The sequence below is a fragment of the Ensifer sp. Root558 genome (genome assembly GCF_001427045.1).
Classification (GTDB): domain Bacteria; phylum Pseudomonadota; class Alphaproteobacteria; order Rhizobiales; family Rhizobiaceae; genus Ensifer; species Ensifer adhaerens.
In genome coordinates this window covers 753,271-777,114 of sequence record NZ_LMGC01000001.1, presented here as the reverse complement: position 1 = coordinate 777,114, position 23,844 = coordinate 753,271, and the positions used below count along the sequence as shown (strand labels likewise).

Below are 23,844 nucleotides of genomic sequence, written 5' to 3'. Positions count from 1 at the left end.
ACTTCAATCGAATCGGCGGCATCTCATCGGGAAATCCCGCCAACAGGACGTAATTTCATGGAACGACCGCAGCTACCCCAGGGGCTCCCCGCAGACATCGAAGATAAGAAGGCGGAGGCGCGTGCATGGTTCGAAGGGCTGCGCGACACCATCTGCGCCGCCTTCGAGGCGGTGGAGGATGAGCTGACCGGGCCGCTATCTGACCGCGCCCCCGGCCGCTTCGTTGCCAAGGACTGGAGCCGTGAGGATGGCAAGGGCGGCGGTGGCCGCATGTCGATGATGGAAGGCCGCGTCTTCGAAAAGGTCGGCGCGCACACCTCGACCGTCTACGGCGAGTTCTCGCCCGAATTCCGCAGCCAGATCCCGGGTGCAGCCGAAGATCCCCGTTTCTGGGCTTCGGGCATTTCGCTGATCGCCCATCCGGTCAATCCCAACGTGCCGGCCGTTCACATGAACACCCGCATGGTGGTGACGACCAGCAACTGGTTCGGCGGCGGCGCCGACCTCACTCCGGTGCTCGATCGCCGTCGCGTCATGACGGATCCCGACACGCAGCTCTTCCACCGCGCGATGGAGATCACTTGCGGGCGCCATGCGGTCGCCGACCATGCCAAGTTCAAGAAGTGGTGTGACGACTACTTCTTCCTGCCCCATCGCAACGAGGCGCGCGGAACCGGTGGCATCTTCTACGACTGGCTGCATTCCTCGGAAGAGCAAGGCGGCTGGGACGCCGATTTCGCCTTCACCCGTGATGTCGGCAAGGCGTTCGCCATCGTCTATCCGAAGATCGTGCGCACCAATTTCAATGCGCCCTGGACCGAAAACGACCGCGACGAACAGCTGGTGCGCCGCGGCCGCTATGTCGAGTTCAACCTGCTCTACGATCGCGGCACCATCTTCGGCCTGAAGACCGGCGGCAATGTCGAGTCGATCCTGTCGTCCCTGCCCCCGGTCGTGCGCTGGCCGTAAACTCAGCAGCTTAGACAGGCAGAGAGAAGCGCTCGCACCGCGCAGATGCGCTTCTTCTCCGGGACCGCGTCATAGCGCGATCGAGCCGATGAATGGCCCGCTGACCAATGCCGTCGCGGGCCGCTTCGGAATTCCTGACGTCACTTGCAGATCCGCACCTTCTTCCAGAAGACCTTACCGTCGGCGCCATAAGCCCGTTCGGTTTTGACGACGCAGCTCGGTTTGCAGCCGTAGCTATAGTTCGCGGCCTTCGCCGGCATGGCCAAGGCAAGTGCCATCGTCGTCGCCAGAGCCATGGCGAAGCAAGAACTGCGCATTTTGTATATCCCCGTGTAATCCGACCGCGACGGAGCCGCCCGTCGCCTGAAACGAGCCATCGCACGGATCAGTCCCACCCCGCTGTTTCGAATGAAACAGGCGAACAAAGCCCGCTATCAGGCGTTTCACCTTCGTCGAGCGAGGTGAAAACAATGATCTTCAAGAAACGGACATTTTACGGCGATGAACCGGAGCGGCAGGKGGCCGATCACCCGGCCGAACTGGAGCGCCGCGTCGCCCATCTCCTGGCTGTCACGCCCGGCCTCGATGCAGCCGATGTCACTGTTACCGCCAAAGGCAACACCATTGTGCTTGCCGGTTTCGTGGCGACCGAAGGCGAGGTTTTCCGCGCCGAAGAGGCGGCAAAACAGGTGCAAGGCGTCGCGGAAGTGATCAACCGGATCGAGACGGTCGCCGCAAGATAGAAGCGTTCTCGGTTCCTCAGATGGAGCCGAGCGTCCAGCTGACGATTTCTGCCGAAACATTGGCGAAGGCCTGATCCATGGCCTTGATGAAGGCCGTGTTGCCCGTGCCCCTGACCGCGGCCGTGGCGCGAAACGCCTTTTGCGCCAGCACCGTGCCGTTGCGATCGTTGAGGATCTTGGCGAAGATTTCGACATTGGCCGTGTCGGCGCCCTCGGTCGAAATCTCGAAGGCGCGGATTTCGGTGATGACCTGGTAGTCGATCGCCAGGCCCTGGCCGGGCTTGCCGACGCCGCCGATCTTGCCTGTGTCCTCGAAGGCCTGCACGAGCTTCGCCTGTACCAGCTTCGGCAGGCGGTCGCTCCACTGAGCCTTGGCGAGATATTGCAGTTCCGCGCCGGAGAGGCGGATGACGACCTGATCGCTGTCGAGTGCCTTCAGAGCCGTCGGCTCCGGCACGAGGATCTGCTTGCCGGTCGATGCGCGACCTTCGACGGCCGGCCTTGCCGAAAGACTGTAGGTGTCGTTGACCGCTTTGGTACCGCAGCCAGCAAGTCCTGCTGCCAGCATGATCATCAGGGCGGAGCGCCACGCTCCCGCTACTCGCACGCCCACCAGCCCTGGAAAACTCATACTGCCGTTACCTTTGTCCCACACAACTTCGGCGCATTCCCGATCGAAACACACCACCCGGCCCCACGCCGGCTGTGCCCACCGACTCAGCGTCGGGTGCGGCCATCATATTGCTTTACCGTCTCGCCGCCAAAGAGAAGGCGTTGCGGATCCTTGTCGAACGTCGAGATCGTGTTCTCGAGGCTCTGCACCGTGCGGCGCGTATCTGTGACGAGCGCCTCGACGTCGCGCAGCCCCGAATTCGAGAAGCGCTTGAGGTTCTCCGCAATCGGGCCGATCTGGGCGTTCAGGTTGTCCGCCATCTTGCGGAACGAGGCGAGCGTCGCGCGGGCGTCAGCCGAAAGCGACGGCGCGTCCGCATCGCCGAGGAAACCGTCGACCTTGACGAGAATGCTGTCGACCCGGTTGGCCGAAGCGTTCAACTTGCTTGCCAGCTGCGTGACGTCGGTGATCGTGCGGTCGATGTCCTGCTGGCGCGCCGTGATCTTGTCGGCGAACTGCGAGATGTTGGCCACCGTCTTGCGGGCGTCCGCCGTCGCCGCTGTGATGTCGTTGACGACGAGCTCCACCTTCTGCTTGTCGACCGAGGCGACCAGCGTATCGACCCGCTCCAGCGTCTTCTGGGCGTTCTTGCCGAATTGCTCGTAGGTTTCGACCGTGCGCCGGAAGGCAGCGATGGTTTCGGAAACGCCGCCCGACGCAGCCTTCAGGTCGGTGCTGATCTGCTCGACGTTCGAGACGATCTGATCGATCTTCTTCGGATCCACCGATTTCACCAGAGTTTCGGCAGATTCCAGAGTCGAATCGAGCTTCTTGGACGCAGCACTCACCGAACCGGAGAGTTCCGTCACGCTCTTCAGGAAGTCATCGATCGCGCCGGAATTGTTCGCGAGCGCATTCGAAAACGTCTCGGCATTGCCGATCGTCTTGGTCAGCGGACCGCGCACGTCAGTGACGAAGCCCTGGATGTCGGTGATGGCGCTGTTGGCGCGGTCCATAATCTGGTCGGCCGTCGCGAGCAGGCTGGTGACGCTCGACTGGTCCGCAAGGATACGCGCCTGCGTACCCTTCTCGATCGCAGTCTTCAGGATGTTTTCGTCGCCCTTGTGGCCACCGCTGAGTTCGATATAGGCCGCACCGGTCAGGCCTTGCACTTCCAGCGTCGCCTTGGTCGACTTGAGCACCGGCGCGTCGACCGAAACCTCGGTCAGCGCGATCGAATAACGCGGATCGTTGGCATCGATCGCGAGGTTGCGAACCGTGCCGACGGGAATGCCGTTGAAGCGCACCGGAGAGCCGACCGAAAGGCCGTTGGCCGACCCCGGAATGTTGACCACCAGCTCGATCATCTCGCCGCTACGGCCATACTGCGACATCCAGTAGACGAAGCCGAATGCGGCTGCGACCACGAACACCGTGAAGAAACCGACAATGGCGTAGTTCGCTTTCGTTTCCATTCGTACCGACTACCTTCGTGGCCGCTTCACCGGCTCTACCTCCGATCTCGACGCCTGGGCATCAAAATCGGCTTCTCAAGATTCATTGATCGTTCCGCACGATCGATCGTGCCCGCTTGCCACGGAAATAGGACTGCACCCACGAATCGTCGCAGGCCAGCATGTCTTCCACCGTGCCTTCGACCAGGACCTTCTTCTTGCCGAGAACCGCGATGCGGTCGCAGACCGAAAAGAGGCTGTCGAGGTCGTGAGTCACCATATACACGGTCAATCCCAGCGTGTCGCGCAGCTTGGCGATCAACTCGTCGAACTCCGCCGCCCCGATCGGATCGAGCCCCGAGGTCGGCTCGTCGAGGAAGACCAGGTCCGGATCGAGCGCCAGCGCGCGCGCAAGTGCGGCGCGCTTGATCATGCCGCCCGAAAGCTCCGACGGGTACTTTTCCGCCGCCTCCGGCGCAAGGCCGACCAGCTCGATCTTCACCCGCGCCAGCTCGTCCATGAGGCTCTGCGGCAGGTCGAGATATTCGCGCATGGGCACCTGGATGTTCTCGCGCACCGTCAGCGCCGAAAACAGCGCTCCGTGCTGGAAGAGAACGCCAAGACGCATGTCGAGCGCGATGCGTTCGCCCTCGGTGATGTTGTCGTAGTCCGCGCCGAGGATTTCGATCTTGCCGGACCGCTTCGCAAGCAACCTCAGAACCGTGCGCATCAGCACCGACTTGCCGGTGCCGGACGCTCCGACGAAGCCGAGGATTTCGCCGCGGTAGATCTCGAGGTTCAGCTTGTCGAGCACGATGTTGGAGCCGAAACCGACCGTCAGGTCGCGAACGGAAAGCACGGCCTCGCGCCCGTTCGCCTCGGTCGGCTGGTACCCCTCGTGACTCTTTTCGATTGGGTTCACGCTGTTCTCCGCATCAGAAATCAATGGCCGCGTAGAACATGGCGAAGAGCCCGTCGATCAGGATCACGACGAAGATCGACTTGACCACCGAAGACGTCACGTGGCGGCCGAGCGACTCCGCGCTGCCGCCAACCTTCAAGCCCTCGACGGCTGCCACGACCCCGATGATGAGCGCCATGAAAGGCGCCTTGATCATGCCGGCGGCGATCGACGAAAAATCGATGGCTTCCTGCAATCGGGCGAGGAAGGTTGGGATCGTGATGCCGGAATAGCCCCAGGCAACGAGCGCCGCACCGACGAGCGCCGCGAAGTTTGCGATGATCGTCAAGAGCGGCAGCGCGACGGTCAGCGCCACGAGGCGCGGAAATACGAGTACGCCGACCGGGCTCAGCCCCATCACCTTCAGCGCATCCACCTCTTCACGCATCTTCATCGAGCCGATTTCGGCGGTGATCGCGCTGCCGGAGCGGCCAGCGATCATGATCGCGGTCAGCAGCACCCCGATTTCACGGAGCTGCAGGATGCCGACGAGATCGACGACGAAGACCTCGGCGCCGAAATAGCGCAGCTGGAACGCGCCCTGCTGGGCGATGATGGCGCCGATCAGGAACGACATCAGCGTGATGATCGGTACGGCTTTCACGCCCATGCGGTCGATCTGGTGGACAATCGCCGCCGGCGAGACGCCGCTGTGCCGTCCAAGCTTAAGCTGGGCGCCGCGCACCGCGGACCCCAGGATGTACATCGCAGCGACGATATCTTCCCACGTCGCCGCCATGACCTCGCCGACCGGGGCGAAGATGCGCTGAAACAGCGGCAGCCGTTCGCCGTTCTTTTCCGGCGAACGCAGTTCAGCCGGCAGGGCGTCGATCAGCTCGACATAGCGCTGTCCGCCTTCGGCGAAATGAACGTTGTCGCGCGACGGGCCGACGACACGGGTCATGAAGCGGCGGATGATCCAGGCGCCTGCGGTATCCATCGCCGTCACGCCGGACAGATCGAACTGCGCGGCCCCGTCGCCCTTGCGCGCAAGGCCGTCGAGCTTTGCCGCCATCGCTTCGGCCGTCTCGTGCCGCCAGGTGCCGGTAAAGACATAGCTTCGCCCGCCGCCACTCTCGGACAGCGCGACATCGGCGGTCATCTTGCGGGCGGCTTGCGACACGTGTCTTCTGTTATCCCGATTTGCCTCTGCAAAACTCGTCCAATCTCGATAGATTTGAGGACAAGATTGTGCAGCAGACCTAAAGTGTTACCACGTCTGTTGCGCGTCCGACCGGAGGCAACGACTGTGTAAAGATTCGTAAATCCTTCCACCGTCATAACGGCTCGCACCTTTGCTGTCACCCGAACGTTGCGGCGCTATGACGCCGGGCCAACAGATTACCTGCCGGAGACGCTTTCATGTCACTTTCCCTCGATGCCACCGTGGAACATTTCCCGATTGCGGGCACGTTTACGATCTCGCGCGGCTCCAAGACGACGGCAAGCGTCGTCACTTGCCGCATCGGAGACGGTGTCCATACGGGCTCCGGCGAATGCGTTCCCTACGGCCGCTACGGCGAGACGATCGACACGGTGCTCGCCGAAATCGCCGCCATCCGCCACCACATCGAGGCCGGGCTCAGCCGCGCCGATCTGCAGCGCGCGATGAAGCCGGGTGCTGCCCGCAACGCCGTCGATTGCGCGCTGTGGGATCTGGAAGCAAAGCAGAAAAACAAGTCGGCCCATGTTCTTGCCGGCATTTCTTCACCGGAAGCATTGACCACGGCCTATACGCTTTCGCTTGCCGAGCCCGACGCGATGCGCGAGCAGGCCGCCAAATATGCCCACCGCGCGCTCCTCAAGGTCAAGGTCGGCACGTCGGATGATGCTGCCCGCATCCGTGCGGTGCGCGCCGGCGCACCGGAAAGCCGCATCATCCTCGACGCCAACGAGGGCTGGACGCCCGAAACGCTTGCCTATCACTTTGCGATCTGCGCCGAGGAACGGATCGACCTGATCGAGCAGCCGCTTCCCGCCGGCCGCGACGAGGCGTTGGCAACGATCGCCCGTCCCGTTCCGATCTGCGCTGATGAAAGCGTGCACGCGACCGGCGACCTCGCTGCTCTCGTCGGGCGTTACGACGCCGTCAACATCAAGCTCGACAAGACCGGCGGCCTGACCGAGGCACTGCGCATGCGCGATGAGGCGGTCTCGCTCGGGCTCAAGGTCATGGTCGGCTGCATGGTCGGCAGTTCGCTCGCGATGGCGCCGGCGATCCTGGTGGCGCAAGGCGCGGATTTCGTCGATCTCGACGGGCCGCTGCTGCTGGCGCAGGATCGCGAGCCCGGCCTGCGCTACGAGGCCTCGCTTGTCTTCCCGCCGGAGCCGCGCCTCTGGGGTTGAAGATACCAGGCGGTGACGGCAAAGCAGCAGCCGGCAAAGGCGACGACCGACATTGAATAGAAGCCGTTCACCCCGTACCAGGCGTAGAAATAGCCGGACAGGAACGTGAAGATCGCGGTGAAGATACCGGTATAGAAGAAGTAGAGCCCCTGCGCCGACGCTTCCTGTGATTCCACCACCCGCTCGACCAGCTTGTGCTGCATGCCGGTGTGCATGATCGCATAGGTGAAAGCGTGGAAGCACTGCAGGATGAAATAGCCGCTGAAGCCGATATCCATCGGGAAGATGATCCAGCGCACCACGGCGAGAAAGCAGCCGGACAGGATCATCACCCAGACGCTGAAACGGCGGCTGATCGCCTTGGCGAAGATGAACATCGTCACTTCCGCCGCGACGCCCGCGCTCCAGAGCAGGCCGATCTCGGTGCCGCTGTAGCCGATGTGCTGCCAATAGATCGCCGAGAAGGCAAAGAGCATCGCGTGGCTGGCGTTGACCAGCGTCACCCCGATCAGCAGCAACTGCAGGTCGAGCTGCCGCAGCGACTTCGGCGGCGGCTCCGTCAATGCCGTGATCGGTGACGGCCGCCGCGGCTTGCCGACTCGTGGCGCGGCATAGGCCATGATGATCGTCAGGCCGAAGCCGATCGCCATCGCCGGCAGCACCATGTCGCTGCCGAAGATGCCCACCATCCAGCCGCCGAGCATCGTCGCGCCGATGAAGGCGACCGAGCCCCAGAGCCGCATATGGGCGTAGTCGAAGCCCCAGCGCCGCACGCCTGAAAGCGCGATCGCCTCAACGATCGGCACATAGGGAGAATAGACGGCCGACTGCAGCGTATAGATCACGAGCACCGGCCAGAATTCGCGGAAATAGAACAGAACCACGGCCGTTGCGAGCGACAGGAAACCGGACCAGATCAGGACGATCGCCCGCTCGCCGAGCCTATCGGCAATGACGCCGGCGATCGGCGCCGTGATGACGCGCACGAACATCGGCAACGCCAGAACGACGCCGATCTCGAAGTCGCTCATCGACAGCGTGCTCAGCCACATCGGGAAATATGGCATCGCGAAGCCGTTGACGATCAGCGGCGCACAGAAGAGCAAAGCAATGCGAAGCGCAAAATGGCGCGGCGGAGGGCCCACATAGGCGGGCGCTTGGAAGGGAATCATCGTCTGACCTGATGGCTGTGCCCAATCTCTAGCACGAGCCGGGCGCCCCTCGCCATAACCTAGTTTTCGCGACAGGAATATCGCTGCGCCGCGAAGGTCAGGCCGCGCGCTGGGTCAGCAGTTGGGCGAGCAGTTTGTCCGCTTCGCCAGAGGCTTCGCCTTCGCTGGCGCCACCGCGCATCTGGTGCCAGGTGATCAGTTCCATCGTGCCGTCGTGGTGCTCGGCAATCGCCGTGCAGCTTTCCACCCAGTCGCCGGTGTTGATGTAGCGGATGTCGCCGATCTCCTCGATGACAGCATGGTGGATATGACCACAGATCACGCCCTGCGCATCGTGACGGCGCGCCTCCTCGGCGACCACCTTCTGGAACTCGCCGATGAAGTTGACGGCGTGCTTGACCTGGAGCTTCGCCCAGGACGAGAACGACCAATAGGGCATGCCGAGACGTCGGCGGACCGCAGCAAGCCCGATATTGATGGCGATCGCCGTGTCGTAGGCCCAATCGCCGAGATAGGCGAGCACGCGGGCGTTGCGCACGACGACGTCGAATTCGTCGCCGTGCAGCACGAGATATTTACGGCCGTCGGCCCCCTCGTGCATGTAGCGTTGCGCCACCTCGATGCCGCCGAAATGCACGCCCGGAAAGTCGCGCAGGAATTCATCGTGATTGCCGGGGATGTAAACGATGCGGGCGCCCTTGCGCGCCTTGCGCAGGAGCTTTTGCACCACGTCGTTGCAGTTCTGCGGCCAGTACCAGCTGCGCTTCAGCCGCCAGCCGTCGACGATGTCGCCGACCAGAACGATCGTCTCCGCTTCATGATGCCGCAGGAAGTCGAGCAGGTAGTCGGTCTTGGCGGCCTTCGAGCCGAGATGGACGTCCGAGATGAACAACGTCCTGAGCTTTCGTACGGAGTTGTCTTGCTGCGCCGCCATCATGCGAGCCTCGTCTTCAGGTTATGCTTTCTGCCTTCGTGAAACCAGACTCGTGTTTCAGGAAGATGACATCAACATTGCGTCACCGGTCCCCCCGCTGAAATCAGCACTGCAAAACTGTACCTCGCTTCGAATTCATGCCAAAAGGCACGACCACGAATGAGGAATGTGAGAGCATGAATACGGGCGACAAGACGAAATCCCATACCGGTCCGGCCAGCGGCGACATCGACCAGCAGGCCCTTTTCTTCCACCGTTACCCACGCCCGGGAAAGCTCGAAATCCAGCCCACCAAGCCGCTCGGCAACCAGCGCGACCTGGCGCTTGCCTATTCGCCAGGGGTTGCAGCCCCCTGCATCGCCATTCGTGACAATCCGGAAACAGCCGCCGATTACACAGCGCGCGCCAACCTGGTCGCGGTCATCTCCAACGGCACGGCCGTCCTCGGTCTCGGCAATATCGGTCCGCTGGCTTCCAAGCCCGTCATGGAGGGCAAGGCCGTCCTCTTCAAGAAATTTGCCGGCATCGACGTCTTCGACATCGAAATCGACGCGTCGAGCATCGAGCGCATGGTCGACGTAATCTCGGCGCTCGAGCCGACCTTCGGCGGCATCAACCTTGAAGACATCAAGGCGCCCGAATGTTTCGAGGTGGAGCGGCGCCTGCGTGAAAAGATGCAGATCCCGGTCTTCCACGACGACCAGCACGGAACTGCGATCATCGTCGCCGCCGCCATCCTCAACGGCCTCGAACTCGCCGGCAAGGACATCGCGACCGCCAAGATCGTCACCTCGGGCGCAGGTGCCGCCGCACTCGCCTGTCTCAACCTTCTCGTGACGCTCGGCGCCAAGCGCGAAAACATCTGGGTCCATGACCTCGAAGGCCTCGTCTACAAGGGCCGCGAGGTACTGATGGACGAATGGAAGTCCGTCTACGAGCAGGATAGCAGCAACCGCGTGCTTGCCGACAGCATCGGCGGCGCTGACGTCTTCCTCGGCCTTTCCGCCGCCGGCGTCCTGAAGCCGGAACTGCTGGCGCAGATGGCCGAAAAGCCGCTGATCATGGCGCTCGCCAATCCGACGCCGGAAATCATGCCGGAAGCCGCCCGCCAAGCCCGTCCGGACGCGATGATCTGCACCGGCCGCTCGGACTTCCCGAACCAGGTCAACAACGTTCTCTGCTTCCCGCATATCTTCCGCGGCGCGCTCGACTGCGGCGCAAGCACGATCAACGAAGAAATGAAGATGGCGGCCGTACGCGCCATCGCCGGTCTTGCCCGCGAAGAGCCTTCCGATGTTGCCGCCCGCGCCTATTCCGGCGAGACCCCGGTCTTCGGCCCGGACTACCTGATCCCCTCGCCGTTCGATCAGCGCCTTATCCTGCGTATCGCGCCGGCGGTTGCGAAGGCAGCCGAGGAAAGCGGCGTCGCCACCCGTCCGATCCAGGACTATGACGCCTATCTCGACAAGCTGAACCGCTTCGTCTTCCGCTCGGGCTTCATCATGAAGCCCGTCTTTGCCGCCGCCAAGAACGCCCAGAAGAACCGGGTTATCTTTGCCGAAGGCGAAGACGAACGCGTGCTGCGCGCCGCCCAGGTGTTGCTCGAAGAAGGCACGGCCCGCCCGATCCTGATCGGCCGTCCGCAGATCATCGAGACGCGCCTGCGTCGCTATGGCCTGCGCATCCGTCCGGATGTCGATTTCGAGGTGGTCAACCCCGAAGGCGATCCGCGCTACCGCGACTATGTCGAGGACTATTTTGCCCTCGTCGGCCGTCTCGGCGTCATCCCGGAAGCCGCCCGCACGATCGTGCGCACCAACACGACCGTCATCGGCGCGCTCTCGGTCAAGCGCGGCGAAGCCGATGCGTTGATCTGCGGCGTCGAAGGGCGCTACAGCAAGCACCTGCGCGACGTATCGCAGATCATCGGCAAGCGCGACGGCGTGCTCGATTTCTCGGCCTTGAGCCTGCTGATCTCGCAGCGCGGCGCAACTTTCTTCACCGACACCTATGTGAGCTACTGCCCGAGCGCCGAAGAGATCGCCCAGACGACGGTCATGGCGGCACAGGAAATCCGCCGCTTCGGCATCACCCCGCGCGCCGCCCTCGTCTCGCATTCGAACTTCGGTTCGCGTGATTCGGAGAGCGCCACCAAGATGCGCACGGCGCTGCAGCTCGTGCGGGAACTCGCGCCCGATCTCGAGGTCGACGGCGAAATGCACGGCGATGCGGCGATCTCGGAAGCGTTGCGCCAGCGCGTCATGCCGGACAGCAGCCTGTCGAGCGAAGCCAACCTGCTGGTCTTCCCCAATCTCGATGCCGCCAACATCACGCTCGGTGTCGTCAAGACCATGACCGACAGCCTGCATGTCGGCCCGATCCTGCTCGGCTCGGCGCTTCCCGCCCATATCCTGTCGCCGTCCGTCACCTCACGCGGCGTCGTCAACATGGCGGCTCTGGCGGTGGTCGAAGCCAGCCATCCGGGTTGAGATGGCAACGCGGAGATCGCCACCGGTCTTCGCTGCATTCGGGCGCCATGCCGGCGCCGGCAAAACCGTATCCGGATGTCGCGCCTGCTTCAGGCGCGGCATCGCTGGTTTTGCAGATCACCCGCGAATCAGCCCCTGTCACGCGGCCGATCGACGACTACAATCAAGGCGTGCACAATTGGTATTACACACCAATCGGGAAAGTTTGCGCTGGACAAAAGGTGAACCTCTAACCATGCTGGGGCCTCGGACGAGATTCGGTGTTGTGGCATGACTGAGCAGCAGGCTGTCCTCGACATGCTGGAAATCCTGGAATGTGGCGGCTGTGTCGAGCCCGCTCATTTCTTCACATTGATGCGTCGAACCTTCCGCATTGCCCATCTTCTCTATCTCGAAGCGGAGCCCTATGCGGACGAGCTCAAGGTTTGCCGGCTGCATCACACCTTCGGCGCCTACGCTGCCGAGATCTACCATGCCCGCAGCCTTCACCGGATCGATCCGATCCTGAAGCTGGCGCTTGGCGGCGTGCGGCCGGTGGAATGGACGATGGCACGGCATCGCTTCCCGGAATGCGAACCGTTGTTCCAGGCAGCCCAGGAAATCGGCATATCCACTGAGGGCGTCGCCTTGCCATTGCCCTCGCCCGCCGGGCGCATGGCGTTGCTCGCAATCAACGTCAACATGACAGCCGGCGAATGGACGACCTATCGCCGCCATCACCTGCGCGATTTCCAGCTGGCCGCCAATCTCTTCCATGCCGCCATGCTGGAGCACGGCGCCATGGCCGGCAGCATTTCGACCCGAGAGATGCGGTTGACCGGCCGCGAGACCGAGGTCCTGACCTGGGCCGCCGCCGGCAAGAGCTATTGGGAAATCGCCACGATCCTCGGCATTTCCGAGCGCACCGTGCGCTTCTTCATGACCAATGCGCGACGCAAGCTGAATGTCGTTTCCAACACTCAGGCTGTGGCACAGGCCGTACGACACGCTCTGATACCCTCCGTTTGACACCCGACAATACGCCTCCACCGAAACCCCTCGAAATCTAGTGGCAAATATCGCGCATTTGAACTGTCGCTAGCGACAGTTACGCAACCGCCGCGAGCCTGACAGCATCGCCCCATCCCCAAACTCGGATGGAGAAAACGATGATCAGGATCCTGAACGGAAAGACCCGCGCACAACACCCGGCGGCCGTCGACGACATGTTCCGGTTGCGCAAGCGCGTCTTCCACGACTTCCTGAAATGGGACGTGCAGACCGAAGGCGACTGGGAAATCGACAACTACGACCAGGCAAACCCGCTCTACGTCCTGTCCTATGCGCCCGATACCGGCCGGCTGCGCGGCGCGCTTCGCCTCCTGCCGACACTCGGCCCAAACATGCTGGACGATACCTTCCCGATCCTGCTTGGCGATAATCCGGAAATCCGCAGCGCTTCGGTCTGGGAATCCAGCCGCTTCTGCATCGAGCCCGAGATCTCGCAGGACCGCGCCTCGAACCAGGTGACGGTCGCGGCCGCCGAACTGATGTGCGGCGTCGGCGAGCTGGGCCTTGCTTCCGGCATCAGCCACATCGTCACGGTGACGGATGTGTTCCTGGAGCGCATGTTCCGGCGCATGGGATGCCCGGGCGAGCGTATCGCCGAACCGCATCGCATCGGCTCCGTTTTCGCGGTTGCCGTCGCCTGGGAAGTAACGCCGGATCTGCTCACGCGGATGAAGGCGGTCGCTGCCATCGAAGGTACCGTGCTCGAACGTCCGATGTCGCTGGAAACCGCCCGCGCCGCCTAAGCGCGTCAGTCGATCTGCGCTGTTAACGCAAACCGTCGCTTGTCGTTGCACGATCACCGACAAGCTCTATGATGGAGGCGAAACAGGAATGCCGCTGGCAGCCACCCGCAGAAGGTCGGCGCCGACCTGGCAACAGGAAGAGACTTTCGCCCGTGTTCACGCGCATGAAACACGTCGCTGCGGCCCTTGTGCCTCTGGTTCTGATCGGTGCCGGTCCGTCACTGGCATCGACGGCCTGCGACCGACTGAACGCGCGGCTCGCGCAACTGCCTGACTACGTCGCCAGCAATGCCGATGCGCGCGACTACGCAAGCGCGATCTCGCGGCAGAATATCGAGCTGCGGCGGGCAAAGAACGACCGCCGCCGCGCGGGTTGCGGTGGCGGCAACGCCATTGGCTTCGACGGCGGCGACCCCGACACCTGCTACGGCCTCAACAGCCTGATCGCCGAGATGGAAGACAATCTGCGCATGCTGAAGTCCGAGCGCGAGCAGATCGTCGCCGGCGGCAGCGACGACAGCCGGCGCCGCATCCTCGCCGCGCTGGAGATCAACGGTTGCTATGGTGACCGCGAGGAGTTCGCAAGCGTGGAACCGGACGTGCCGGAAAGCCACCGCAACATCGTTGCCGACCTGCCGCCGGAAGACGCCTACGGCCCGATGCTCGGCCGAGGCGAAGACGGCTACGCACCGCAGGAGCGCTACTATAGCGGCACGCTCAGAACCATGTGCGTGCGTACCTGCGACGGCGCCTTTTTCCCGGTTTCTTCAGATGCGACGCCGGCCGATTTCCCGCGCGACGAGCAGGCCTGTCGGGCGCGCTGTCCGGGGGCTGAGACCGAGCTCTATTTTCACGACCTCAACACGGAAGAGAGCGACAAGATGGTCTCGGCCGTGACCGGCCGTCCCTATACCGAAATGCCCAACGCCTTTGCCTATCGCACCCGCGCTGTCGGAAAACCCGGCCAGTGCGGCTGCCAGATACCGCAGACCGCCTCGACCACACCGAAGGCAAACGGAACGAAGATCGGTGACGACCAGTCGTCGATCATCGTCATCGAGACCAAGAAGCCGGAAGCGGCGAGCAATACCGCCAAGGCGCCGGCCGAAGAGCGGCCTTATGATCCGTCGAAGAACAAGGTTCGCGTCGTCGGCCCGACCTACCTGCCGCAGGAAGAAACCGCCATCGACCTCAAGCATCCGAAGGGACCGGCCTATCAGCCGGTCCAGAATTGATCGGACGAGGCCTTACGCCTTCTCCTTGCTGCGTCCCCATCCGTCTTCGAAAACCAGCTCGTCGAGCGGCAGGCGCTGGCGCCAGCCCTTCACAGCGAGTTCCGGCTGCTGATAGAGGCGATCGACATAGCCGAGGCAGAGCCAGGCAACGATCTCGATATGATCTGGGATGCCGAGAATCGCCTTGATCTCGGCCTCGTGGAAAATGCTCACCCAGCCGACGCCCACCCCTTCGGCCCGCGCAGCAAGCCAGAGGTTTTGCACGGCGCAGACGGTGGAATAGACGTCCATCTGCGGATTGTGGGTGCGCCCGAGTACGACGGCACCGCCGCGCGTGCGGTCGCAGGTGACACAGATGCTGAGCGGCGCCTTGCGGATGCCTTCCAGCTTCAGCGCACGGTACTTGGCCTGTTGTTCCGCCTCGAACATCAGCGCGGCCTCGTCATTGGCGCGGCGAAACGCATGCCAGACGCGCTCACGCGTTTCTTCCGCCCGCACCAGCACGAAGTTCCACGGCTGCATGAAGCCCACGGACGGGGCGCTGTGCGCAGCGGCCAGCAGGCGCCCGATCAGATCTTCCGGCAATGGCGCGGGCAGGAATTCATCGCGCACGTCGCGACGTGTCTCGATGGCACGGTAGACGGCCTCCCGCTCTGGCAACGAAAAGGCGCCGGCAGCCGCAAGGCCGCCCTTCGGTTCAGTCAGCATCGTTCGATCCCCAACAATGCGAAACCTCCCGCCGTCCACGCGGGGTTCGGTCTATCTCGCCAGGCCGGTCTTCTGACTTCGGTTCAACCGATCACCTCGCCTTCCCAGATCGATTGAAGATCCAGTGGCAAAACCTTGAATCAATTCAAGGCTCTCTTAGACGCGATCGTCCCCGTCACAGCGTTGGGCACGTTCCGGAATGACACCGGATTCCCGATTCTCCCGCTTTCGCGGGCACCTGACGACGGCACTAAGTGCACAGCCGTTTGAGAAAGACAAGCGGCGCCAACCCGGTCGAGACATGGCGCGCCACTTTCCGCCGGCTACTGTCGAGCTTAGTCGTTTGCCTCCGCCTCAAAGCGGAGCGACCGGATGCGGCGAGCCGTCATAGGCGCCCCAGACCGACTGATCGAAGCAAATCACCGATCCGGTCATCAGCCCGGACTCGGCCGACGACAGATAGGCGCAGGCCCGCGCCACTTCGGCCGGATCGACGAGCCGACCGAAAGGCTGGCCGGCCGCCGCCTTTTCAAGCCAATCGGCAGCCGCGCCATGAAACTCGCGCTGGATGCGGTCTTCGCCTTCGGACGCCATCCAGCCGATATTCAGGCCGTTGACGCGAATGCGGTTGCGAAGAAGCGCATAAGCCGTGTTTTTGGTCAGCGTTTCGAGGGCGCCTTTCGACGAACAATAGGCGGCAATGAACGGCTGGCCGGCCATCGCCGACATCGAGCCGATGTTGACGATCGTGCCCTCGGTCTTCTCCCGCCGCATGATCTTCACCGCCTCCTGCATCAGGAAGAACGGCGCGCGCACATTGATCGCGAACATGCGGTCGAAGAGTTCGGGCGTGGTGTCGAGGATCGTGCCACGGTCGGTGATAGCTGCGGCGTTGACCAGCGCATCGACCCGGCCGAATTCCGCGTCGCAAGCGGCGACCACCTTGCGGGCGTCCTCTACTTTTTCAAGATCGGCCTCGACATAGACGACTTTCGCGCCGCTTGCCTTGCCGATCTGCTCGGCCTTCGCCCGCCCCTTGGCGGCGTTGCGGCCGCAGATGACGATGCCTTCAGCGCCGCGCTCGGCGAAAAGGCCAGCAATCGTCGCGCCCAGTCCCTGCGTACCACCGGTGACGATGGCGATCTTGCCTTGCAATTGTCCACTCATCGAATTCCTCCCTTGGAAATGATCGTTTGAAACGGCTGCGGCTCCCGGCTGAAACACACCGGGAGCCTGTCAAATTGTAACTCGCTCGTCAGCTCAGCTTGCGCTTCGCCTGCGCCTCCAGCACCGAGAGAAACTCTTGTTCGCCCGTCCCCGCAGTGAGAGCCTCGCGCATCAACTGCGCCTGCGTCTTCGGCGCCAACCCGCCGAGTGGCGGATCCCGGTCGAGATTGGTGGGGAACGAATAGCCCTCGGCACAGGAGGAGATCGCGTTGGCCGCTTCCGCCTGCGTCAGCGTCCCGCCCGCCAGCAAGGCCCGCAAGGCCGGATAGAGCGTCGCGCTCATGGTCAGTCGGTCAACGGTTTCCATTGCGCGACCGAAGGCCGAAGACACCTGCAGCAGGTTGGCCACGCGGCGGATATCCCGGGAGCGGTTGGTGCCGGCGGCATGGAAGAGCGCCGGGTTGAAGAAGACAACGTCGCCCTTTTCGAGCGGAAGCTGCACATGGTGTGCGTCGAAATAGGCGCGGAATTCCGGCCGGTTGAGCGCCAGATAGCCCGGCACATAGGTTTGGCTATAGGGCAAGAACAGCGTCGGTCCGCTTTCGAGCGGCATGTCGCGATGGGCAACCGCCCCCTGCAGCGTCAGCACCGGTGAAAGCCTGTGCACATGCGCCGGATACTGCTCGATCACGGCCGCGGTCTGGAAGCCGAGGTGATAATCCCGGTGCGCCGATTGCGCCGCACCGCCAGGATTGACGCGATTGACCTGCGCCGTCATCTGGTAGTTCGGCCCGAGCCAAGCCTCGCTGACGAGCGCTATGACGGCATTGCCGTAATAGGAGGCGAAATTCTCCGGCGCGTTCAGGCAGTGCTTTTCCAGCGAGTTCCAGATGCGGTCATTGGCACCGGGTTTGGCGAAGTGATCGCCGCCGCCGCTGTTGCTTCGATGTTGCTCTTCGATGATGGCGTCAAAGACCCCGCTTGCGACGTCGATTGCTGTCGTATCGGCAAAGGCGCGCTTGAAGACCGCCACGCCAGGCCCGGTCGCCAGTACCTCGCAGATCTCCGCCAGAACAGAACGCCGCGCCTCGGCATCGCCGCACGCCGCAATCAGCGCGGCGCTGTCATATATCAGGATATTCTTTTCGCAGCCGGAAGCATGGGGGTAGTCGGACAGACTGGTTTGGCGTTCGACTTCCGCCCGGAACGCTTCGAGATCGCATGCCTCTTCGGTGAGCCAGACGCGGTCGATTCGCTGGCGCGCTTTGTTGTCGGTCTTCATCGCGTTTCCTCCTCTGGAACATCCTGATGAACACGACTATAGGCGGCGGCAAAACATGATATAGAGCAAGAATCCATCAAAAATCCATCAGGAGAGCAAGGCGATGGCCCATCCGTTTCTGGTCAAGGACATCGCCTTTCAGGCCGGGCTCAGCACCGCGACCGTCGATCGCGTGCTCAACGAGCGGCCGGGCGTGCGCCGCCAGACGGAGGCCCGGGTTCGCGCAGCCATCGAGGAATTGGAGAAGCAGCAGGCCGGCCTCGACATCCAGGGGCGCAAGTTTGCGATCGATATCGTCATGGAGTCGCCACAGCGCTTCACCGATGCGGTGCGTCGCGCCTTCGAGAGCGAGGCGATGACCTTCGCGCCCACCGTCTTTCGCTGCCGGTTCCACTTCGCCGAGACGATGCGCCCGCAGGAGATCGTGCAACTGCTCGACCGAATCCGGCTGCGCGGGACCGACGGCCTGGTGTTGAAGGCGCCGGACGTGCCCGAGATCGTCGCCGCAGTCGCCCGTTTCGAGATGGGCGGTACGCCCGTCGTGACGCTGGTAACCGACCTGCCCCATTCCCAGCGGACGGCCTATGCCGGCGCCGACAACCGGGCGGCGGGCGAAACGGCCGCCTACCTCCTCGGGGAGCGCTTTTCCGGCGCGCCGGCAACTGTGCTGGTGACCCTTTCGAGCGGCCGCTTTCGTGGTGAGGAGGAACGCGAGATCGGCTTTCGCCGGGTGTTGCGCGAGCGCTATCCGGCAATCCGGATCGTCGAGATCAGCGAAGGCCACGGCCGCGACAGCGAAACCGGCCGCCTGGCTCACGCGGCGCTCTCGGCCAATCCCGATATCAACGCGGCCTATTCGATCGGTGGCGGCAACCGCTCCGTCCTTGCAGCCTTCGAGCGCCTCGAACGTCACTGCGCGCTCTACATCGCCCATGATCTCGACGAGGACAATCTGGCGCTGTTGCGGGAACGGCGCATTCACTTCGTGCTGCATCACGACCTCAGGACCGATGCGCGCACCGCCTTTCGCACGATGATGCTGCGGCCCGGCGCCCAGGCGCCGGCAATCGGCCCGCAGCTTTCCGCCGTGGTGGTGATCACGCCCTACAATGTTCCGGAGTAACGCTGCTGACGATCAGCGGGTAACGTTCAGGCCGCCGACTGGCCGTCGTTCTTTTCGGCTGGCAACACCATGTCGTCCGCCGTCTCGAAGCGGTTGCGACCGCGCCGCTTGGCCAGATAGAGCGCTTCGTCCGCAGCCAGCAGCAACTGGCGTGCCGTCAGGCCATGCCGCGGCGCAAAGGCGATGCCGGCGCTGCCGCCGACAACGAGCATTTGGCCGTCGAAAGCGACCGGCGTCTGCGCGTCGGCGATCAGGCCGGCCGTCAGGCTGCGGGCGTCGGCCTCGCTGCAATCGCCGAGAATGACCGCGAATTCGTCACCCCCAAGCCGCGCGACCGTGCCCTTCGGGCCAGCCCGGTTGCGAAAGCGCTCGGCCATGGCCACCAGCACGGCATCGCCGGCGGCGTGGCCGTGGCGATCGTTGACCTCCTTGAATTCATCGAGGTCGGCATAGACGAGCGTGAACGGATGCGTCGATGCCCGCAACAGGGCTGCCGCCAGCATGTCGTCGAAGCCGCTGCGGTTCATCAGCCCCGTCAGGCGATCGTGCTTGGCAAGATGCCGGTTCAGCGCCTCGCTCTGCTGCAGAGCGGCAAAGAGCGTCGAGAACCGCAGCGCCACGAAGGCCATCAGCAGTGCTGCGACGATCGCCATGATAATGACGCTCGGCAACAGCTCCGCGCGGACGAACCCACCGGGCGATTTCGGCACCCAGGCGGCCACGAGACAGGACGAATCGGAGCAGCGCCCGACAGACGCATAGGCACTGCCTGCAGGCCGCTCGTTGAGCGGAACAAAGGCCAGCCCGCGAATACCCAGCCGTGCCGCGATCTCGCGCGTCATTTTCGGCGTGACCGGCCGAACGGCGACCATCAGCACCGGATCGCGCCGTCCCGCCGGAACCACCAATGTCTCGGGGATGACCGCCTGCACCACGGCAACGCTCATGCGCCCGCCGATCTCGCGCAGGTCCACCGCGTGGATGCCGGGCACGGCCGGCATCACGGACTGCGCATCCGGCGTCGTGACATCGAGATTGTAGGTGCCGTCGTTGTTCCTGAGCGCATTGTCGTAGCGGCGCTTGGCTTCGTCTACGAGATCGTCGACCTCGTCGAGCGGCACGCGGGCCACCTCTGCCGGAACCGATGCGCCGTCCTTGAGCGCCGTCGAGACGGTGCGGGCCGGATCCGTGAAGATGATCCAGGAGAAGCCGTAGTCTTCCCAAAGCCAGCCCGAAAGCTCGTCGGCGACGAAACTGTCGCTGACATGCCCCGTCGCCAGCTCCTCGTAGGTCTTGTCCCAGAAGGACACCTGCGCCTGGAACTGAACGACCGCATCCATCTGGTGGCGCAGCTCGTTTGCGACAAGCCGACGCTCGGCCGAAAGGCCGAAGCGATCGGCCTCCGTGACGGATCGGTCGAGGACATAGATGAGGCTTGCAATGATCAGGACCGCGACCAAGGTACAGGCGGCATGGATCGCCCAGACCGTCTTGTCCCGTTTTGCCTGCCGCAACGCCTTTTCCACCACGCCAGTCCCCCTCGTCCGTACCGGCCCTGCCGGGCATACTAGCACTTGTGGAGGTGCGATGCGCAACGATGGCAGCCGATACTGCCGGCACCCTAGCGACCAAAATCGAAGTTTGGCTTAAATAAGCTGGTGATAAAATACTTAACGATTTCAACCGACTGAATCGCCCGACAATCAGCGGTCGCAGCGGGGATCAGGAGAACGCGGGCGACTGCCCGCGCCTCCCTCTGCGTATCCTATTGCGGGGCGGCCGCCGAAGCGCGCAGCAAGGCGACGATCTCCGCATTGCCCTGCTCCAGGGCAAGATCGCGTATCGACGGGCCGGCGGCGCCATCGCGCACGCGTGCATTCGCGCCCCTTTCGAGAAGCAGCCGCACCGTTCCCGCCTGCCCGTTGATCACGGCAAAGGCAAGCGGTGTCATCCAGTCGTGCTGTGGCTCCGGCCTGCCGCGCCCGCGGAACGTGCCGAACGGCGTTTCGATCAGATCCGGCTGCCGGTCGAGGATGTCGGAGAGGCGCGCGGCCACGCCAAAGGACGCAGCTGCGAAGATGTCGAGCGGCTGATCCTTCAGGAAAGTGACCATCGCGTCCTTGCCGTTGTATTTGGCCCAGCCGATCGGCGGTGCATGATGGTAGGGGTCGCGGGCCAAGGGATCGGCGCCGTGATCGAGCAGGCGCCTCGCCATCGCGACATGCCCATGCAGCGCCGCCTCGTGCAACGGCGTGCGCGAGGTCATGCGGTTGACGTCGAAGCCGAGCGCGAGCATCAGCGCCACGGCGTCATGCCGGTCCTCACCCGCCGCCTCGTGCAGGATGGCGGGGTGTGCAGCCTGGGTTCGAGCGACAAGTGTCGGATCCCTATCGACAAGTTCCCTCGCCTCGTCGGCCTTCACTTCCCCAACGGCACGGGCCAGCCGGTCGACATCCTCCAGCGGTGCTTCGGTCGCGCCGCGCGACACGAGGTATTGTGCCAGTGCCGGATCGCCGCCGAGCTCCGCCCATTGATAGGGCGTGCGCCCCTTGATCGGGCGATTGACGTCGGCGCCGTGCGCAACAAGCAGCCGGACGCGATCGGACATGCGTTTTTCCAGTGCCCAGGCAAGCTGATAGTCGAAGACGCGTTCGCCATTTTCGACCAGGCCGCCATCGTTGCGCACCAGCCAGTTGTTGCGGTCGTCGGCATTGAGGCCATGGTCGAGAAGCAGCTGGAGGCAGGAATTGTCCGGTTCGAACATCCGGTTGTAGAGCGCCTGGCTGTCATTGACTCGGGCACCGGCATTAAGCAGCAGCCGCGCAAAGGCAAGGCAATCCGGGTGCGGTGGCTGCCGCTCCGGCCCCGCCTCGCCCTCGCCGAAGACGCCGGTCAAAGCCGTGAAACGATACTGGCCGTCGTCGAGCCAGTAAGCGTTCGGATCGGCCCCGCGCGCAATCAGGCGGGCGCCCGCCGGCAGCGACGAGCGGCCGGGAACGCGGGCATATGCGGCGTAGAGCAACGGCTCCCAGTCGAACGGACCGCCGCGCTTCTCTGCGAGTTTCGGGTCGCGATCGAGAAAGCGGTCGATCGCCGCGGCGTCGCCGAGCGCAGCGGCCACGTGAATGTTGTCCCCGGCAATCTCAGGATGGTCCTTGAGAAGGTCGAGTGCCTGAGCGAACCGCTCGGGATCGGCAGCGACGTCGCCGAAATAGGAGACTGTCGCCAGAGCGAGAAAGCGGTTTGCGACCTGTTCGGTCGACGGCGTGCCGGCCTCGGCTTTCTCCAGATGCCGCTTCAGCCGCGTCCAGCTGGCAAAGCCGAATTCGCGGGCAAGCACCAGCTGGGCATCCTGAAGGCCCATTGCGGTCGGTTCGGAGAAATAGGGAAGCGCCCGCTGTCTTGCACTGGCATCGCCAGCCTTGACGGCCTTCAAAAAGGCCTTGGCCTGCTTGCGGATCGTATCGAGGGTAATATTCGCGGAAAGATCGCGCGTGATCATGAAAGACCTCCTTTCATTCACGTCCGGTATCCGCGCCCACAGACTGAAAAGAGGTGTGGCAACCAAGTTCAGTGAGACAGGTGGGCCTTGCCCTTCCCGCGGATCGGATGCGCCCTGCGAACGACCTCATCGCTAGCATGGCCTCGATATACTTGTCCAGCGCGGTCAGCTTTCCCGTTCGTAGCGGACGAAGGCGAAACGATCGCCCGTGGGCGCCCAGTTGGGAACGTTGATCGTCCCCTGCCCGCCGAAGAGCTCGAACAGGATGCGGGCATTGCCCCCGTCCAGGTCCATCAGCCTCAACCGGACATCGAGATCCCTCGGATGATCGAAGACGTCGCCGTCATAGGAAAGCACAAGCAGATGCTTACCGTCAGGCGACGGATGCGGAAACCAGTCGCCATAGGGGCTGTCGGTGATGCGCGTGACGTCGCTACCGTCCGGGCGGATCCGCCAGATCTGCATCTGGCCGGTACGGCTCGAGTTGAAATAGATCCATTCGCCGTCTGCCGACCAATCGGGCCCGTCGTTGCGGCCCTCCCCATGGGTGAGCCGCCGCTCCTCGCCGCCGTCGACGGAGATCGTATAGATGTCGAAGACCTGGTCGCGGATGCCGCAATAGGTCACCGTGTTCCCGTCGGGCGACCAGCCGTGCCAATAGGAAGGCAGGTTGCGGGTGACGAGCCGCGGCGTGCCGCCTTCGGCCGGCAGCAGGTAGATCGCCGATTTCCCGAACTCGGTCTTGTCGCTGATCGCGATCGTCGTGCCATCCGGGGAGAGGCCGTGGTCGTTGTTGCAGAGCGTCGCAAAACCGGTATCGATCTCCACCGGTTCGGAACCATCGAGGCCAAGCCGATAGAGCCTGCCGTCACCGTTGATGATCAGATGTGAGCCGTCCCGCGACCAGTTCGGTGCCTCGACCAGCCGGTCCGTCTGCCAGACAACCCGCGTTTCACCTGTTGCGATGTCATGGATTTCGACGGAACTGCGCATGCTCTTCTCTCCCGGACGAGGCCGCTATTTCTTGTCTTCACCCGCCGGCAGGGTCGCCAGAACCTTGGAACAGACCGATTGCATCAGAACGGAATTGCGTCGGTCCCGCCAGTCGGTGACCAGACCCCAGGCCAGCAGGAGCAGGATACAGATGAAGGCAACGCCGACGACGGTGAGGCTTCCGGTCGCAAGGCCATAGACCCCAAAGATCGCAGGCGTCGCGAAATAGCCGATCTGCGCCGATAGCTGCCGGCCGGCGGAAACGTCGCTTGCCGACCACAGTCGCAGGAGCCGGATTTCCTCGTCCGTAAAATCTGGACGGCCCTGTCGGCCGTCCGTCTCTTCGGAGAGGATATCCAT

Annotated in this window: 22 protein-coding genes and 1 riboswitch; of the genes, 8 read left to right on the top strand and 14 right to left on the bottom strand. The window is 63.4% G+C overall.

All coding sequences use genetic code 11. The features are described 5' to 3' along the window. Positions 1 to 57 precede the first annotated feature (57 nt). A complete protein-coding gene (gene hemF / locus ASD63_RS03850; protein WP_034795020.1) occupies positions 58 to 969 on the top strand; it encodes an oxygen-dependent coproporphyrinogen oxidase in 912 nt (303 codons plus the stop codon). A gap of 140 nt (positions 970 to 1,109) precedes the next feature. On the opposite strand, the gene ASD63_RS34870 is transcribed toward hemF, so the two are convergent. Beyond that, entirely contained in the window at positions 1,110 to 1,286 is a 177-nt protein-coding gene (locus ASD63_RS34870) for a hypothetical protein (protein ID WP_156400740.1), read from the bottom strand. A 153-nt stretch (positions 1,287 to 1,439) separates the two neighbouring features. Between ASD63_RS34870 and ASD63_RS03845 the strand changes: the two genes are divergently transcribed. Then, positions 1,440 to 1,712, top strand: coding sequence for a BON domain-containing protein (locus tag ASD63_RS03845; RefSeq protein WP_060528795.1), 273 nt, complete (start codon positions 1,440 to 1,442; stop codon positions 1,710 to 1,712). 16 nt (positions 1,713 to 1,728) lie between these two features. On the opposite strand, the gene ASD63_RS03840 is transcribed toward ASD63_RS03845, so the two are convergent. The 4 genes from ASD63_RS03840 to ASD63_RS03825 all read right to left on the bottom strand — a co-directional run bounded on the left by ASD63_RS03840 (position 1,729) and on the right by ASD63_RS03825 (position 5,863). Beyond that, positions 1,729 to 2,343: an ABC-type transport auxiliary lipoprotein family protein gene (locus tag ASD63_RS03840; protein WP_034795038.1), complete on the bottom strand. Its 615-nt coding sequence runs from the start codon at positions 2,341 to 2,343 to the stop codon at positions 1,729 to 1,731. Positions 2,344 to 2,429: 86 nt separating this feature from the next. Further along, entirely contained in the window at positions 2,430 to 3,800 is a 1,371-nt protein-coding gene (locus ASD63_RS03835; RefSeq protein WP_034795040.1) for an MlaD family protein, read from the bottom strand. A gap of 82 nt (positions 3,801 to 3,882) precedes the next feature. Next, complete coding sequence (locus tag ASD63_RS03830; protein ID WP_034795281.1) at positions 3,883 to 4,692, bottom strand: ABC transporter ATP-binding protein; 810 nt, start codon at positions 4,690 to 4,692, stop codon at positions 3,883 to 3,885. A gap of 22 nt (positions 4,693 to 4,714) precedes the next feature. Next, complete coding sequence (locus ASD63_RS03825; protein WP_034795042.1) at positions 4,715 to 5,863, bottom strand: ABC transporter permease; 1,149 nt, start codon at positions 5,861 to 5,863, stop codon at positions 4,715 to 4,717. A gap of 239 nt (positions 5,864 to 6,102) precedes the next feature. On the opposite strand from ASD63_RS03825, the gene dgcA reads away from it, so the two are divergent. Next, on the top strand, positions 6,103 to 7,086 hold the full coding sequence (gene dgcA / locus ASD63_RS03820; protein WP_034795044.1) for an N-acetyl-D-Glu racemase DgcA: 984 nt from the start codon (positions 6,103 to 6,105) through the stop codon (positions 7,084 to 7,086). On the opposite strand, the gene ASD63_RS03815 is transcribed toward dgcA, so the two are convergent. Both ASD63_RS03815 and ASD63_RS03810 read right to left on the bottom strand, forming a co-directional pair. Then, complete coding sequence (locus ASD63_RS03815; RefSeq protein WP_034795045.1) at positions 7,038 to 8,258, bottom strand: MFS transporter; 1,221 nt, start codon at positions 8,256 to 8,258, stop codon at positions 7,038 to 7,040. The two genes, dgcA and ASD63_RS03815, sit on opposite strands and share 49 nt — an antisense overlap. A 97-nt stretch (positions 8,259 to 8,355) precedes the next feature. Next, a complete protein-coding gene (locus ASD63_RS03810; protein ID WP_034795046.1) occupies positions 8,356 to 9,195 on the bottom strand; it encodes a UDP-2,3-diacylglucosamine diphosphatase in 840 nt (279 codons plus the stop codon). A gap of 173 nt (positions 9,196 to 9,368) precedes the next feature. Between ASD63_RS03810 and ASD63_RS03805 the strand changes: the two genes are divergently transcribed. From ASD63_RS03805 to ASD63_RS03790, 4 genes are all read left to right on the top strand, one after another. Then, positions 9,369 to 11,681 (top strand): NADP-dependent malic enzyme, encoded by a 2,313-nt coding sequence (locus ASD63_RS03805; RefSeq protein ID WP_034795048.1) that lies wholly within the window; start codon positions 9,369 to 9,371, stop codon positions 11,679 to 11,681. Between the two features lie 270 nt (positions 11,682 to 11,951). Continuing rightward, positions 11,952 to 12,689, top strand: a complete 738-nt coding sequence (locus ASD63_RS03800) for a LuxR family transcriptional regulator (protein ID WP_034795050.1) — start codon at positions 11,952 to 11,954, stop codon at positions 12,687 to 12,689. Positions 12,690 to 12,829: 140 nt separating this feature from the next. Then, positions 12,830 to 13,474: an acyl-homoserine-lactone synthase gene (locus ASD63_RS03795; RefSeq protein ID WP_034795052.1), complete on the top strand. Its 645-nt coding sequence runs from the start codon at positions 12,830 to 12,832 to the stop codon at positions 13,472 to 13,474. A gap of 164 nt (positions 13,475 to 13,638) precedes the next feature. Continuing rightward, on the top strand, positions 13,639 to 14,709 hold the full coding sequence (locus ASD63_RS03790) for a DUF2865 domain-containing protein (RefSeq protein ID WP_034795054.1): 1,071 nt from the start codon (positions 13,639 to 13,641) through the stop codon (positions 14,707 to 14,709). A 12-nt stretch (positions 14,710 to 14,721) separates the two neighbouring features. On the opposite strand, the gene bluB is transcribed toward ASD63_RS03790, so the two are convergent. From bluB to ASD63_RS03775, 3 genes are all read right to left on the bottom strand, one after another. Then, a complete protein-coding gene (gene bluB, locus ASD63_RS03785; protein ID WP_034795057.1) occupies positions 14,722 to 15,417 on the bottom strand; it encodes a 5,6-dimethylbenzimidazole synthase in 696 nt (231 codons plus the stop codon). Between the two features lie 44 nt (positions 15,418 to 15,461). Next, a riboswitch (cobalamin riboswitch) is annotated at positions 15,462 to 15,674 on the bottom strand. A gap of 97 nt (positions 15,675 to 15,771) precedes the next feature. Beyond that, positions 15,772 to 16,584 carry an SDR family oxidoreductase gene (locus ASD63_RS03780; RefSeq protein ID WP_060528794.1) on the bottom strand — a complete coding sequence of 271 codons (813 nt, stop codon included), beginning with the start codon at positions 16,582 to 16,584 and terminating at the stop codon, positions 15,772 to 15,774. An 88-nt stretch (positions 16,585 to 16,672) separates the two neighbouring features. Then, the gene (locus tag ASD63_RS03775) at positions 16,673 to 17,866 is read right to left on the bottom strand and encodes a phytanoyl-CoA dioxygenase family protein (RefSeq protein ID WP_034795060.1); all 1,194 of its coding nucleotides are present in this window, start codon (positions 17,864 to 17,866) and stop codon (positions 16,673 to 16,675) included. 103 nt (positions 17,867 to 17,969) lie between these two features. Here ASD63_RS03775 and ASD63_RS03770 point away from each other — a divergent pair, with 103 nt between their 5' ends. Further along, positions 17,970 to 18,989, top strand: coding sequence for a LacI family DNA-binding transcriptional regulator (locus tag ASD63_RS03770; protein ID WP_034795061.1), 1,020 nt, complete (start codon positions 17,970 to 17,972; stop codon positions 18,987 to 18,989). A 26-nt stretch (positions 18,990 to 19,015) separates the two neighbouring features. Here the strand turns inward: ASD63_RS03770 and ASD63_RS03765 are convergent, their stop codons facing one another. From ASD63_RS03765 to ASD63_RS03750, 4 genes are all read right to left on the bottom strand, one after another. Further along, positions 19,016 to 20,518, bottom strand: a complete 1,503-nt coding sequence (locus tag ASD63_RS03765) for a diguanylate cyclase (RefSeq protein ID WP_060643554.1) — start codon at positions 20,516 to 20,518, stop codon at positions 19,016 to 19,018. A gap of 236 nt (positions 20,519 to 20,754) precedes the next feature. Continuing rightward, positions 20,755 to 22,491: an ankyrin repeat domain-containing protein gene (locus tag ASD63_RS03760; RefSeq protein ID WP_034795064.1), complete on the bottom strand. Its 1,737-nt coding sequence runs from the start codon at positions 22,489 to 22,491 to the stop codon at positions 20,755 to 20,757. A 165-nt stretch (positions 22,492 to 22,656) separates the two neighbouring features. Beyond that, positions 22,657 to 23,484: a TolB family protein gene (locus ASD63_RS03755; protein ID WP_034795067.1), complete on the bottom strand. Its 828-nt coding sequence runs from the start codon at positions 23,482 to 23,484 to the stop codon at positions 22,657 to 22,659. 24 nt (positions 23,485 to 23,508) lie between these two features. Next, positions 23,509 to 23,844 carry a hypothetical protein gene (locus ASD63_RS03750; RefSeq protein ID WP_034795070.1) on the bottom strand — a complete coding sequence of 112 codons (336 nt, stop codon included), beginning with the start codon at positions 23,842 to 23,844 and terminating at the stop codon, positions 23,509 to 23,511.